General features: G+C 60.7%; 10 protein-coding genes. 2 read left to right on the forward strand and 8 right to left on the reverse strand.

The window, feature by feature from the left end; translation table 11 throughout:
* Positions 1-60: 60 nt before the first annotated feature.
* The 4 genes from N434_RS18700 to N434_RS18715 form a co-directional block, all read right to left on the reverse strand.
* Complete coding sequence (locus N434_RS18700; RefSeq protein ID WP_110759838.1) at positions 61-531, reverse strand: cysteine hydrolase family protein; 471 nt, start codon at positions 529-531, stop codon at positions 61-63.
* A gap of 72 nt (positions 532-603) precedes the next feature.
* Positions 604-1,735, reverse strand: a protein-coding gene (prfB, locus tag N434_RS18705; protein ID WP_181424014.1) for a peptide chain release factor 2 whose coding sequence is annotated in 2 segments (ribosomal slippage) — positions 604-1,665 and positions 1,667-1,735 — 1,131 coding nt in all. Because the reading frame shifts where the segments join, the coding sequence is not laid out codon by codon here.
* Between the two features lie 99 nt (positions 1,736-1,834).
* Positions 1,835-4,282: a penicillin-binding protein 1A gene (locus N434_RS18710; RefSeq protein ID WP_065115483.1), complete on the reverse strand. Its 2,448-nt coding sequence runs from the start codon at positions 4,280-4,282 to the stop codon at positions 1,835-1,837.
* A gap of 338 nt (positions 4,283-4,620) precedes the next feature.
* Positions 4,621-5,880, reverse strand: coding sequence for an N-acetylmuramoyl-L-alanine amidase (locus tag N434_RS18715; RefSeq protein WP_065115482.1), 1,260 nt, complete (start codon positions 5,878-5,880; stop codon positions 4,621-4,623).
* 646 nt (positions 5,881-6,526) lie between these two features.
* On the opposite strand from N434_RS18715, the gene N434_RS18725 reads away from it, so the two are divergent.
* On the forward strand, positions 6,527-9,442 hold the full coding sequence (locus N434_RS18725) for an Rne/Rng family ribonuclease (RefSeq protein ID WP_110759840.1): 2,916 nt from the start codon (positions 6,527-6,529) through the stop codon (positions 9,440-9,442).
* A gap of 90 nt (positions 9,443-9,532) precedes the next feature.
* Here the strand turns inward: N434_RS18725 and N434_RS18730 are convergent, their stop codons facing one another.
* From N434_RS18730 to N434_RS18740, 3 genes are all read right to left on the reverse strand, one after another.
* Positions 9,533-10,237 carry an SDR family oxidoreductase gene (locus tag N434_RS18730; protein ID WP_110759841.1) on the reverse strand — a complete coding sequence of 235 codons (705 nt, stop codon included), beginning with the start codon at positions 10,235-10,237 and terminating at the stop codon, positions 9,533-9,535.
* Positions 10,238-10,377: 140 nt separating this feature from the next.
* Complete coding sequence (locus tag N434_RS18735; RefSeq protein ID WP_110759842.1) at positions 10,378-10,743, reverse strand: antibiotic biosynthesis monooxygenase family protein; 366 nt, start codon at positions 10,741-10,743, stop codon at positions 10,378-10,380.
* A complete protein-coding gene (locus N434_RS18740) occupies positions 10,740-11,066 on the reverse strand; it encodes an NIPSNAP family protein (protein ID WP_110759844.1) in 327 nt (108 codons plus the stop codon). The genes N434_RS18735 and N434_RS18740 overlap by 4 nt, the downstream gene beginning before the upstream one ends.
* 74 nt (positions 11,067-11,140) lie before the next feature.
* Between N434_RS18740 and N434_RS18745 the strand changes: the two genes are divergently transcribed.
* The gene (locus tag N434_RS18745; RefSeq protein WP_110759845.1) at positions 11,141-11,824 is read left to right on the forward strand and encodes an ArsR/SmtB family transcription factor; all 684 of its coding nucleotides are present in this window, start codon (positions 11,141-11,143) and stop codon (positions 11,822-11,824) included.
* Positions 11,825-11,862: 38 nt separating this feature from the next.
* Here the strand turns inward: N434_RS18745 and N434_RS18750 are convergent, their stop codons facing one another.
* Positions 11,863-13,020, reverse strand: a complete 1,158-nt coding sequence (locus tag N434_RS18750; protein WP_181424019.1) for a pyridoxal phosphate-dependent aminotransferase — start codon at positions 13,018-13,020, stop codon at positions 11,863-11,865.
* Positions 13,021-13,069 lie beyond the last annotated feature (49 nt).

A 13,069-nucleotide genomic window follows, 5' to 3' on the forward strand; every position in this document is an offset into this window, starting at 1 on the left:
CCCCTTGTTCTCACGCATTTCCGCATGGGAAACCGGGCTCCACTTTTCCTGGAAATACTTCTAAACGGTGAGCTCATGCGGCCCGGCCAGAACCGCGCCGAAATGGTGTTTCCATAATCTTGCGCCGAGTTCACCGCTGCGGTCGAGGCTGGAACCGACCGTCAGCCATGGCAGCAACGTGGGATGCAGCCCCGCGTCGAACAGGGCAAAGCCGGCCGCCAGCACGCAGGTATCGGCCTGAATACCGCAGACCAGCACCCTGTCAGGCCTGAGGGACAGCAGATGGTCCATTGCTGCCTTTGGCGGGGCATAACCATGCTTGATGAAGATGTGGTCCGCCGCGACGAGCGACATGTCATCCCTGCCCGGCTTCCAGCCCAGTTGCCGCTCGAAGGGCGTTACGCTCTCATCATGACGCTCGACGGTGGCGATGCTCGGCATGGTCAGGGCGAGCGCGGATATCTCCTCAACCAGCGCAGACGGCGGGTTGAAGCTCGGCTGGACGTCGACGATGTAGAGCACCTGTTTCATGCCTGTCCTCCAACGAAAAACCCCTCGCAATCGGCTTGCGAGGGGCAATTTCCCGATCGACGCGTAAGCGTCTCAGTCGATATCCGCGACTTCCACGTCCGCGCCACCGCTGATGCGATGGGCGAGAGCGGCTTCCATGAATTCGTTCAGGTCACCGTCCAGCACGTTGCCGGGCGCGGTGCTTTCCACGCCCGTGCGCAGGTCCTTGACCAACTGGTAGGGCTGCAGAACGTAAGAACGGATCTGGTGACCCCAGCCGATATCGGTCTTGGATGCGGCCTGGGCGTTTGCCGCATCTTCCCGCTTCTGCAGCTCCACTTCATAGAGGCGGGCGCGCAGCATGTCCCACGCCTTGGCGCGGTTCTTGTGCTGCGACCGTTCCTGCTGGCAGGCAACGGCGATACCGGTCGGAATATGCGTGATACGCACGGCCGAATCCGTGGTGTTGACGTGCTGGCCGCCCGCGCCGGACGAACGATAGGTATCGATGCGGCAATCGCTCTCGTTGATATCGATCTGAATCGAATCGTCGACGACAGGGTAAACCCAGACGGAAGAGAACGATGTGTGGCGACGCGCATTGCTGTCATAGGGCGAAATACGAACGAGGCGGTGCACGCCCGATTCCGTCTTCAGCCAGCCAAAGGCATTGTGGCCCTTGACGAGGATCGTCGCAGACTTGATGCCGGCTTCTTCGCCATCATGCACTTCGAGCACTTCGACCTTGAAGCCTTCGCGGTCCGCCCAGCGGGTATACATGCGCAGCAGCATGTTCGCCCAGTCCTGGCTTTCGGTACCGCCTGCGCCCGAATGCACTTCGAGATAGGTATCATTGGTATCGGCTTCGCCTGACAGCATGGCCTCCACCTGACGGCGGTTCGCCTCGCTCTTCAACGCCTTCAGGGCGTCTTCGGCATCCTTGACGATCTCGTCGTCACCTTCCATCTCGCCGAGTTCGATCAGCTCGATATTGTCCTTGAGCTGCTGCTCCAGCGCCTTGACGCCATTGATGCTGTCATCCAGCTGCTGGCGCTCGCGCATCAGCTTCTGGGCCTCGGTGGCATCGTTCCAGAGGGTCGGGTCCTCTGCCTTGTTATTCAACCAGTCCAGTCGTCTTATCGCCTGGTCCCAGTCAAAGATGCCTCCTCAGCAGGCTTATGGCCTGCTTGATTTCGTCGACTACGTTCACGATTTCATTGCGCATTTCGCTGGTTCTTCACCTTCATTGAAACTCGTTGCTCAAATAAATGCGGGGGGCGCGGATGTAAAGACCCGCGCCCCCCGATGATTCCGGAACTTGCGATCAATAAAGACCGCCGCCACCGCCGGTGATGGCCTGCTGCGCCTGCGGCGAGGTTTTCAGAATGTCTTCCTGCGACATGTAGTTTTCCGCGCCGATGACGGAGAAGCTGTCGGCCGGGCCGGTGCCGGGCTTGAAGGCTTCCATGATGGTGTCAGGCTCACCCTCGACCGCCGCCATGCCGGTCTTGCGGTTGACGGCGACGAAGTTCATGCCGGCAGGCACGATGAACTTGCTCGGCTCCATGTGCTTTGCCGCATCGGCGATGAACTCGCCGAAGATCGGCGCGGATAGCGAACCGCCGGTACCGCCGCGACCCAGCGGCGCAGGCGAATCGAAGCCGATATAGAGGCCGGCGACCATGTCCGGCGTGTAACCGACGAACCAGGCATCCTTTTCATCGTTGGTGGTGCCTGTCTTGCCGGCAACCGGCAGATCGACCTTGATCTTGCCCGCCGCCGTGCCGCGTTGCACGACACCTTCCAGCATGGACGTCGTCTGATAGGCGGTCATCGGGTCGAGAACCTGTTCGCGATTGTCGACGATGACGGGCTCGTCCTGGTTCTGCCAGCTCGTCGCATTGCAGCCTTCGCAGGCGCGCTCCTCATGGCGGAAGATCGTCTTGCCGTAACGGTCCTGAATGCGGTCGATCAGGGTCGGCTTGATCTGCTTGCCGCCATTGGCGATGACCGAATAGGCGGAAACCATGCGCATGACGGTGGTTTCACCGGAACCGAGCGACATGGACAGAAGCGGCGGCATCTTGTCATAGATGCCGAAGCGCTCGGCATATTCCGCCACCAGATTCATGCCCATGTCCTGCGCGAGACGCACGGTCATGAGGTTACGGGACTTTTCGATGCCGAGACGCAGGGTGGACGGACCGGCGGAACCCCCGCCGTAATTCTGCGGCTTCCAGACCTGGCCGCCGGAAACCACCTCGATCGGCGCGTCGAGAATGACCGATGCCGGCGTGTAACCATTGTCGAGCGCCGCCGCGTAGATGAATGGCTTGAACGAGGAGCCCGGCTGGCGCATCGCCTGCGTGGACCGGTTGAATTCCGACTGCGCATAGGAGAAACCGCCGACCATGGCCAGAACGCGGCCGGTATGCGGGTCCATCACGACCATGCCGCCCTGCACTTTCGGCGGCTGGCGCAGGCGGTATTCATTGCCGGAATTGGCAAGCGGCTGCGCATAGATGACGTCACCGGCGGCCAGAACGCCGACCGGCGACTTGGCCGTCGCTTTCTTGCCCGTCGCGTCGCGATAGGCCCAGCGCATGTTTTCTGCGGAGATGTGGCCGCGGGTGCGCTTGTCGCCCTCTTCCGTTTCCGTATCCGCCTGCACGCCGATATCGACGCCATCGGCAGCAACGGCGAGGACCACGGCGATTTTCCACTCCGGAACGTCGCGCAACCCCTTGACCTTGGCGAGCGCCGCCGTCCAGTCGCCCGTCGTATCGATCTGTTCGACGGGTCCGCGGAAACCGCGACGTTCATCATATTGTATCAGACCGTCCTGGAGGGCCTTGCGCGCCTCCATCTGGATCTGCGGATCGAACGAGGTGCGGACCGAAAGTCCACCTTCGAGAAGCGCTTCCTCACCGTATTTTTCAACGATCTGGCGTCGGACTTCCTCGGCGAAATAATCGGATGCGAAAATATGGGCGCCACCGCGACGCAGATTGACGCCGAGCGGCTGCTTCTTGGCATCCGTCGCGTCGTCCACGGTGATATAGCCATTTTCGGCCATGCGGTCGATCACCCAGTTGCGGCGCTCGAGAGCAGCCTTTTCACGGCGGATCGGGTGGTAGTTGGCCGGCCCCTTGGGCAGCGATGCGAGATAGGCGGTCTCGGCGATCGTCAGTTCCGTCACCGACTTGTTGAAATAGGTGAGCGCCGCACCGGCGATGCCGTAGGAATTCAGGCCGAAGAAAATCTCGTTGAGATAAAGTTCGAGAATCTTGTCCTTGGAATAGGTCTGCTCAATGCGGAAGGAGAGAATGGCTTCCTTGAGCTTGCGGTCGATTGTCTGGTCGTTGGTCAGAAGGAAGTTCTTCGCCACCTGCTGGGTGATGGTGGAAGCGCCGACCGGACGACGGCCCGAGCCAAAGTTCTGGATATTGACGAGAATGGCGCGGCCAAGACCGAAGATATCAACGCCCGGGTGATTGTAGAAATTCTTGTCTTCCGCCGAAAGGAAGGCCGCCTTCACCCGGTCGGGAATGGCCTGGATCGGCAGGAACAGACGCTTTTCATGGGCGTATTCCGCCATCAGCGCGCCGTTGCCGGCGTGCACGCGGGTCGTCACCGGCGGTTCATAGGTGCTCAGAACTGCGTAATCCGGCAGGTCCTTCGTCACGCCGTGCAAATAAATCGCACCGGCGGCGGCGGCGCACAGGAAGAGCACGCTGGCCAAGCCGAAAAAATATCCAATCAGTCTGATCATACCAAGCTACCGATAATTCGAATCGTAACCATCAACGCCCGACGATATACGGGCGCATCCTTGCATATCGCGTGCCGTTTTGCACACCATACCTTCGATGACAAGCCGGATCGGGCAGCATTCTCCGATATGTTACCGGACCAACCGCCGCAAATCGCGTTTCCACCGTTTTGCGGATCGCCACCGAATCCGCTTTCCGAGTAACGCGGCGAATGTGAGTAAAATAGGGCTTTGCACCCTTAATCATCCGCAAGACCCAAGAATTGAACAGCTTTTTGGACCTTAGCGGCACGGCGGCAACAACATCACCACCAACATCGCCGTGCCGTGCGGGGCGCTCAACCGCCGTTTGCCATGGCCTTGGCCCGGTATCGTCCCACTGCGGTTGCCAGCGTGTCGGCGACCTTCTTGCGCCATTCGGCATCGAGAAGCAGTTTTTCATCTTCCGCATTCGACAGGAAACCCAGTTCCAGCAGCACCGATGGCACGTCATGCGCACGCAGCACCATGAAACCGGCGTAACGATGCGGATTATTGATGAGGCCGACCTGCCCTTCGAAGGAAGAGACGATGTTTTCGGCCAGCGTCACCGAAAAAGCCTGGGTTTCGCGGCGGGTGAAATCAAGCAGGATATCGGCGACTTCCGGCGGTTCGCTGGAGGCCGCCACACCGGCGATCTGGTCGGACTTGTTTTCGCGTTCCGCCAGCTCCTGCGCCTGCCGGTCCGATGCGCGGTCAGACAGTGTATAAACGGTGGCGCCCCGGATGCCCTTCTGCTTCAGCGTATCGGCATGCAGCGATATAAAGAGATTGGCGTTGTTCTGGCGGGCGATGGTCACCCGTTCCGACAAGGCGAGGAACGTATCGGAATCACGCGTCAGGAACGCTTTTATGCCGGGCTCCCTGTTCAGCCGTTCCGCGAGTTCCTTCGCGAACATCAGCGTAATGACCTTTTCTTCCGTACCCGTCGTGCCGCCGGTGGCGCCGGCGTCGATGCCGCCATGGCCGGCATCGACGGCGATGACGAATTCCGCCGGCCGCGATGTCTTGTCGTCAGGCGTGATCGCGGCTGTGGTCACCGGGGCGGGCGCCTGCCATTGCTGGTCCTTCACCAGTTCCGCGAATTTTGCCTTGGTGGTGATTTCGGTATCAAGCACGAAACGGAAAGAGGCGCCGTCTTCACCCTGCCTCGTTTCGGCGATCGCCACCTGCACCGGTTTTTTCGCCGTTAAAACGATACGGGCGCTGTTTTGCCCCATGCCGCCGAAGCGTATATCCGAAAAGAGGCCTGTCGGCTTGAGGTCGGACGCGGGAAAGGCAAAATTGACCGCCGGGAAATCCACGACGATGCGCGCCGGCGAATCGAGGTAATGAACATCGAACTCCGGCTCCTCGGCAAAATCGAGAACGATGCGCGTTCGTGCCTCGTCGCCGATGATGCGCGCCTCCTGGGCGACAAGCGGCCCGGTGGCATGAGCTGCGGGGATGACGGAGACATGGGCCGCGACGGAAAATGCAAGGGCGCCTGCAAGCCGCGCGATTCGCGCGCCAAGCGACCCTGCCCCACCGAATATCGCTGCGCTGCGCGTGAAATTCATGGTCTTCAAGAAATTCCGTATTTCAGTCATTTTCGATAAATGGGGCGGAAAAGCACCGGTAACGGCACCGTTTCGACCACGCCGGACGTTTGTTTGCGCGTTTGCGCCCCACAATCGCAGGCGTTGGTGAACCAATTGTTAACCCGGAAATTCCACCAACAATATGGCATATTTAGCCAGCCTATTGCTATTATGACAGAGAAAACATACAACACGAATGAGGGTTAAAAGTGTTGACGGGATAGATGCCCGCCGGCTGCCAATCGAAAAAGACGCTGGCGCTGCAAATCGGGCAATCATCTGCCGTCGTTACATTTATCCTGAAACTGGATCAATTCCGGCCGTGGCCGGAGACCTACCCCGGTGGCGCTGCCACCGCCGCTCTGAGGAGAGCAAATTCATCGGACCCCAAGGGGTCTATATATTATTGTCGTTCCGCCTGGCCAATGATGTCGCAGCAGTTTTCACATGAACCGGATACCAGGAGCAGGCCAAGCGCCTCGCCGTCGGTCCGGATGCTGCCAGTTTACAGACGCCCGGCAGGAGACTTCATTTCCGGCACATCCTTGCACTCATATGAAAGGCCCGTCCCTATGGCGGGCCTGTTCTCGTATAAAACAAGGCTGCGCCGAGGAGCACAGCTTACATGGCAGACAAAATGCTTATCGACGCCTCCCACGAAGAGGAGACACGCGTAGTCGTTGTCCGTGGGAACCGGATCGAAGAATTCGATTTTGAATCGGAGCACAAAAAGCAGATCCGCGGCAATATCTACCTTGCCAAGGTCACGCGCGTTGAGCCTTCCCTTCAGGCGGCCTTCGTCGATTACGGTGGAAACCGCCACGGCTTTCTCGCTTTTGCGGAAATCCATCCCGACTATTACCAGATCCCGCTTGCCGACCGTCAGGCCCTGCTGAAAGCCGAAGCCGAGGATCACCGCCGCAGCGACGATTTCGAATCGGCTGATGCGCCAGAACCCGGTGTACCGGCCATCGACCTTTCGCAAGTGGAGCAGCCCGATATCGGCATCGTTGCGGCAAGCGAAGCCACGGACGTCGTGGTGACGGAAGAGGCCGCCCCTGCCGCCGAGGAGATTTCCGAGGAGGCTGCGGTTGCAGCCGTCGAGACGGTTGCGGAAGAAGCGCCCGCCGAGGAAGAAAAGCCGAAGAAGCGCACCCGCCGCCCCCGCGCCAAGAAGAAGACGGCGGAAGAGGAAGCCGCAGCAGCCGAGGCCGCTGAAGCTTCTTCCGAAGAAGACGGCAGCACCGGCGGCGAAATGGCCGCCATGGTCGATACCGATACGATTTCCGAGGAAGTCGAAGGCCTTCGCCGCGGCAACGACGATGATGACGACGACGATGATGACGATCATCACGAAAAGGAAGTCATTGAATCCGTTGGCGCCGAAGACGCCATGGAAGAGGTTCCCGATCGCGTCGCCCGCAAGCCGCGCAAGCAGTATCGCATTCAGGAAGTCATCAAGCGCCGCCAGATCCTTCTGGTACAGGTCGCCAAGGAAGAGCGTGGCAACAAGGGTGCCGCACTTACCACCTATCTGTCGCTTGCCGGCCGTTATTCCGTGCTGATGCCGAATACGGCGCGCGGCGGCGGCATTTCCCGCAAGATCACCCAGCCGGCCGACCGCAAGCGCCTGAAGGAAATCGCGCGCGACCTGGAAGTGCCACAGGGCATGGGCGTCATCCTGCGCACCGCCGGCGCCAACCGCACCCGCGTCGAAATCAAGCGCGACTTCGAATATCTGATGCGCCTGTGGGAAAACGTCCGCACGCTGACGCTGAATTCCACGGCTCCCTGCCTCGTTTACGAGGAAGGCTCGCTGATCAAGCGTTCGATCCGCGATCTCTATAACAAGGATATCGGCGAGATCATCGTTTCCGGCGAAGAAGGCTATCGTGAAGCGAAAGACTTCATGAAGATGCTGATGCCGAGCCATGCCAAGGTGGTTCAGCCTTACCGCGACATTCACCCGATCTTCTCGCGCTCCGGCATCGAAGCCCAGCTCGACCGCATGCTGCAGCCGCAGGTGACGCTGAAATCCGGCGGTTACCTCATCATCAACCAGACGGAAGCGCTGGTTTCGATCGACGTCAACTCCGGCCGCTCGACGCGCGAGCATTCCATCGAGGAAACCGCGCTGACGACGAACCTGGAAGCCGCGGAAGAAGTGGCGCGCCAGCTGCGCCTGCGCGACCTTGCCGGTCTTGTCGTGATCGACTTCATCGACATGGAAGAAAAGCGCAACAACCGCGCTGTCGAGAAGAAGCTCAAGGATTGCCTGAAGAACGACCGTGCCCGCATCCAGGTCGGCCGCATCTCGCATTTCGGCCTTTTGGAAATGTCGCGCCAGCGCATCCGCGCTTCGGTACTGGAATCGACCACCCAGGTCTGCCAGCATTGCGGCGGCACGGGCCATGTGCGCTCGGAATCCTCCATCGCGCTGCATGTTCTGCGCGGCATCGAGGAATATCTGCTGCGCAACACCACCCACAATATCACGGTGCGTACCACGCCGGAAACGGCGCTCTACCTCCTCAACCACAAGCGCGGCACGATTGTCGATTATGAAGGCCGCTTTGGCGTGTCGATCATCATCGCCGCCGATTCCGGCGTCGGCGCCCAGCACTTCGCCATCGATCGTGGCGAAGCGGTCGAAAATCCGGTGAAGATCGAAAGCCTCATCCAGATGCTGCCGAACTTCGCGGAAGAGGAAGACGATATCGTCATCGAGGCCGAAGAGGACGAGGAAGAGGAAGAAATCGTCAAGGCACAGGCCTCCGAGCCGCGCCAGCAGCAGGGCGAGAACGGCGAAGAAGGCAAGCGCAAGCGCAAGCGCCGTCGCCGCCGCCGCGGCAAGGGCGGACAGAACGACCAGAACGGTGCGCTTGACGCACAGGCCGGCGATGACGCTGACGATGCCGAAGGTGACGACGACAGCGCCGAAGCCGATGGTGATGCCGACGAAAACGGCGTGAACGAAGCCGCAAACTCCGACGAAGACGGCAAGCGCAAGCGCCGTCGCCGCGGCAAGCGTGGCGGCCGCCGCAACCGCGACGAAGCTCTCGACGCTGCCGAAGCCGAGGCTGGCGACGACGGCGAGACGGAAGGCGAAGAGGTTTCCGTCGCAGCACCCGTAGCGGAAGAACCTGCCGCCGCCGAAGTGGTGGAAGATGTGGTTGCCGACGTCGTCGCGGAAGAAGCGCCGAAAAAGCCGCGCCGTACCCGCAAGGCGAAAGCCAAGACCGAAGCCGAAGAAGCGCCGAAGGCTGAAACCGTCGAAACGGTCGAGCCGGTGATCATCGAGCCGGCCGTCGTTGAAGCAACCGTCGTCGATGTCGCCATCGAAGAGGTTGGTGAAGCCTCGGCTGATCTGGCGCCTGAAACAGAGGCACCGGCAACGGAAGAAAAGACCCGCGCGAACCGGGGCAGCAATGTCTCCAGTTCGGAACCGGTCGTCACCTCTTCCGGTTCGTCCGCAAACCCCGACGGCGACGAGCCGAAGCCGCGCAAGGGCGGCTGGTGGCAGCGCAAAGGCTTCTTCTGATAGAAGAGACTGAAACAAAAAGCCCGCAACCATGTTGCGGGCTTTTTTGTCTGAAATCTCGCTTCGTCTTGCGGGTCGATATTCCGCCCCTCAGACGGACCGCGTCAGTCCGCCATCGACGCGGATGTTCTGGCCGGTAATGTAACCCGCACCTTCCGAAGCAAGAAATGCCACGGTGGCGGCAATCTCCTCGCTTTTCCCGTAACGCTGCATCGGCACGCTCTCCCGACGTTCCTCCGTCGCCGGCAGGCTGTCGATCCAGCCTGGCAGCACATTGTTCATGCGCACATTGTCGGCCGCATAGGTATCGGCGAAAATCTTGGTGTAGGAGGCAAGGCCGGCTCGAAACACGGCCGATGTCGGGAACATGCTGCTCGGCTCGAAAGCCCAGGCGGTGGAGATGTTGACGATGGCGCCCGCCTTCTGTTTCACCATGACGGGGGCGACGATGCGTGTCGGGCGGATGACGTTCATGAGGTAGACGTCGAGGCCCGTGTGCCATTGCTCGTCGGTAATATCGAGAATGGAGGCGCGCGGGCCATGGCCGGCACTATTGACGAGCACGTCGATGCGCCCGAATTTTTCGAGCGTCAGATCGGCCAGCCGGCTGAGGTCGTCATTGGACTGATTGGAGCCCGTGACGCCGATGCCGCCCAGCTCCTGCGCCAGCGCCTCCCCCTTGCCGGAGGAAGACAGGATCGCGAGCCTGTAACCATCCGCAGCCAGACGTTTCGCCACAGCAGCACCCATGCCGCTGCCACCAGCCGTTACAATCGCCACTTTTTCCGCCGACATCGCTCTTCTCCATTTCCAATCCTGCGGACCGCCGTATGGCGGCCCCTCATCCGTAAACTGTCTCATCTATAACGGGTTTCAAAGACGAGTTCGAACCAGAAAGCCTTGCAGCGGCATACAGAAAAACTGATGCTGAAATGTCAGCCTGACCCACGCCCCTCCGCGGCATGGGTTTTCCGGCTGTCGGCTGGCGCTTCCTCCCGTTCCTCCAGGCCATAGTCGCGGATCACCTGCGCAATACGCAACCGGTAGTCGGAAAAGACACCTGCCCGGCCCAGCGACTGCGCGGCGCGATGCGGCAGGGTGTTGCGCCACGCCCTCACCGCCTCTTCATCCCGGAAGAATGACAGAGAGAGCATCTTGTCCGGGTTGCTGATGCTCTGAAACCTTTCGACAGACAGGAAACCATCGATGGTTTCAAGTTCGGTCCGCAGGCCGGCCGCGATATCGAGATAATGCTGTTTCTCGCCCTCAGCCGGCCAGACCTCGAAGATAACGGCGATCATTGCCCGCCTCCGGCGTGCGGCGCGGAGGCGAGACACAGGAACAATCGGTCCTCGCGACGGATGAACTGCTCGCGGCGGGCGAATTCATAGTTTTCGCGCCCGGCCGGATCGGCTGCGAGCCTTGCCCTGTAGGCTTCGTAAGCCGCAAGGCTCTCGATATTGTAGACGCCATAAGCAATGGTGCTCGATCCCTCCTTCGGCGCGTAATAACCGATCAGATCGGCGCCGCAGCGCGGGATCGCCTCACCCCATGTGCGGGCATATCGTTCGAAGGCATCGACCTTGAAAGGGTCGATCTCATAACGAATGAAACAGGTCAGCATCGTTGGTCTCCTCGTGTTCTGCCACTCCTTTCTACGCCATTGCCTTGCATCAATGCTTCGGTTATCATCGAAGCATGAAAGACGGACCCCTGATCGCCAATGTCGCCGCGCTGATCGGCGACCCTGCCCGCGCCAACATATTGACGGCGCTGATGGATGGACGTGCGCTGACCGCAAGCGAGCTTGCGGAGGCCGCCGGTGTGACGTTGCAGACCGCCAGCGGGCACCTGTCCAAACTCTCGGACGCGCAGCTCCTGAAAGCGGAGAAACAGGGGCGCCACCGTTATTTCCGTCTTTCCGACGAGGATGTGGCGCAGGTTCTGGAAGCCTTGATGGGCCTTGCCCAGCGCACGGGCGCAGTCCGCGTCCGCACGGGACCGAAGGACAAGGCGCTGCGCGAAGCGCGCATCTGCTACGACCATCTGGCCGGGGAAAGCGGCGTGGCGCTGCTTGCCGCCATCACCGCAAAGGGGCTCGTGACGTTAGGGGATGATCCTGCCCTAACGGAGAGCGGACGCGACTTCTTCTCGAACTTCGGCATAGACCTTTCGCCGCTTGAAAAAGCCCGTCGCCCGGTCTGCCTGCATTGCCTGGACTGGAGCGAACGCCGCCATCACCTCGGCGGCGGGCTTGGCGCATCGCTTCTCGAAGCCATGCAGCAGCGCGACTGGCTGCGGCGCGGAAACGGCCGTGTGCTGACCTTCACGACAAAGGGTGAAAAGGCGTTCAACAGCACCTTCGGCTGCACGCCCGCCTGATTTCCCTTACCTGATTTCCCTGAGCGGATGATCCCGGCTTATTTCAGCCAGCCCGCAATACGCCCCACCGCCTCGGCAATGTCGGACACCGATCCCGCATAGGAAATGCGCAGCGCCCGGTGGCCTTCCTCGGGATCGAAATCCATGCCCGGTGTCGCCGCCACGTCGATTTCCGCCAGCATGCGCCTGGCAAAGTCCATGCTGTCGTTGGAAAAACGGCTGGTATCGACATAGGCGTAAAAAGCCCCATCCATGGGAGATGCCAGCGGCAGGCCGATTTCGGGCAGACGCGCCATCAGGAAATCGCGGTTGGTGCGATAGCTCTCCCTGTAGACATCCAGCTCCTCCGCCGCCGAAAAGGCCGCGGTTGCCGCAAGCTGCGACAGTTCGGGTGCCGAAATATAAAGGCTCTGGGCCAGACACTCGACCGGACGGACCAGATTTTCGGGCAGTACCATCCAGCCGATGCGCCAGCCGGTCATGCAATAATATTTGGAGAAGGAGTTGATGATCACGGCATTGTCGGTGATTTCGAGCGCGCTCGTCTCTTCGCCGACAAAGGTGAGGCCGTGATAGATCTCGTCGGAAATGAAGGCCATGTCGCGGCTTTCGCAATAGCTCGCCAGCCGCTTCAGCGCCTCGCGGCCGGTGACGGTGCCGGTCGGATTGGCGGGGCTTGCCAAAAGCACGCCCTTCAGCTTGCAGCCGGCTTTCGTTTCCGCCCGCTCCAGACTTGCCGGCGTCAGCGTGTAGCCGGTTTCGGCCGTGACCGGCACTTCCACGACATTGAGGCCGAGAGCCTTCAGAATATTGCGATAGGCCGGGTAGCCGGGCCTTGCGATGGCGACATGATCGCCGGCATCGAAAAGGCTCAAGAAGGCGAGATTGAAGGCCGCAGACGAGCCCGTGGTCACGGCGATGCGGGCCGGATCGATGGAGACCTGGTGGCGCAGTCGATAATGACCGGCGATCGCCTCACGCAGCTCACACAGGCCCAGCGCGTCGGTGTAACCGATCCGCCCGTGCTTCAGCGCAGCCTCGGCCGCTTCCAGCGAGGCTTTCGGCGCGGGATGGGAGGGCTGGCCGACCGCCATGGAAATGACAGGGCGGCCCGCCTGCCTGCGCCGATTCGCTTCCGCCAGGATGTCCATGGCGTGAAAGGGTTCGACTGCGCTCCGCTTCGACATCGTAATCAAGGGCATGCTCTTTCCTGAACCGTATTTCAGAGACTTGCCGCAGAATCAC

The sequence above is a fragment of the Rhizobium sp. UGM030330-04 genome, assembly GCF_003208455.1.
In the GTDB taxonomy this organism is placed as follows: domain Bacteria; phylum Pseudomonadota; class Alphaproteobacteria; order Rhizobiales; family Rhizobiaceae; genus Agrobacterium; species Agrobacterium rhizogenes_A.

Excerpts from the sequence above, each read along its gene's own strand:
- N434_RS18700 (WP_110759838.1), bottom strand. The coding sequence starts at position 531 with ATGAAACAGGTGCTCTACATCGTCGACGTCCAGCCGAGCTTCAACCCG.
- N434_RS18710 (WP_065115483.1), bottom strand. The coding sequence starts at position 4,282 with ATGATCAGACTGATTGGATATTTTTTCGGCTTGGCCAGCGTGCTCTTC.
- N434_RS18715 (WP_065115482.1), bottom strand. The coding sequence starts at position 5,880 with ATGAATTTCACGCGCAGCGCAGCGATATTCGGTGGGGCAGGGTCGCTT.
- N434_RS18725 (WP_110759840.1), top strand. The coding sequence starts at position 6,527 with ATGGCAGACAAAATGCTTATCGACGCCTCCCACGAAGAGGAGACACGC.
- N434_RS18730 (WP_110759841.1), bottom strand. The coding sequence starts at position 10,237 with ATGTCGGCGGAAAAAGTGGCGATTGTAACGGCTGGTGGCAGCGGCATG.
- N434_RS18735 (WP_110759842.1), bottom strand. The coding sequence starts at position 10,743 with ATGATCGCCGTTATCTTCGAGGTCTGGCCGGCTGAGGGCGAGAAACAG.
- N434_RS18740 (WP_110759844.1), bottom strand. The coding sequence starts at position 11,066 with ATGCTGACCTGTTTCATTCGTTATGAGATCGACCCTTTCAAGGTCGAT.
- N434_RS18745 (WP_110759845.1), top strand. The coding sequence starts at position 11,141 with ATGAAAGACGGACCCCTGATCGCCAATGTCGCCGCGCTGATCGGCGAC.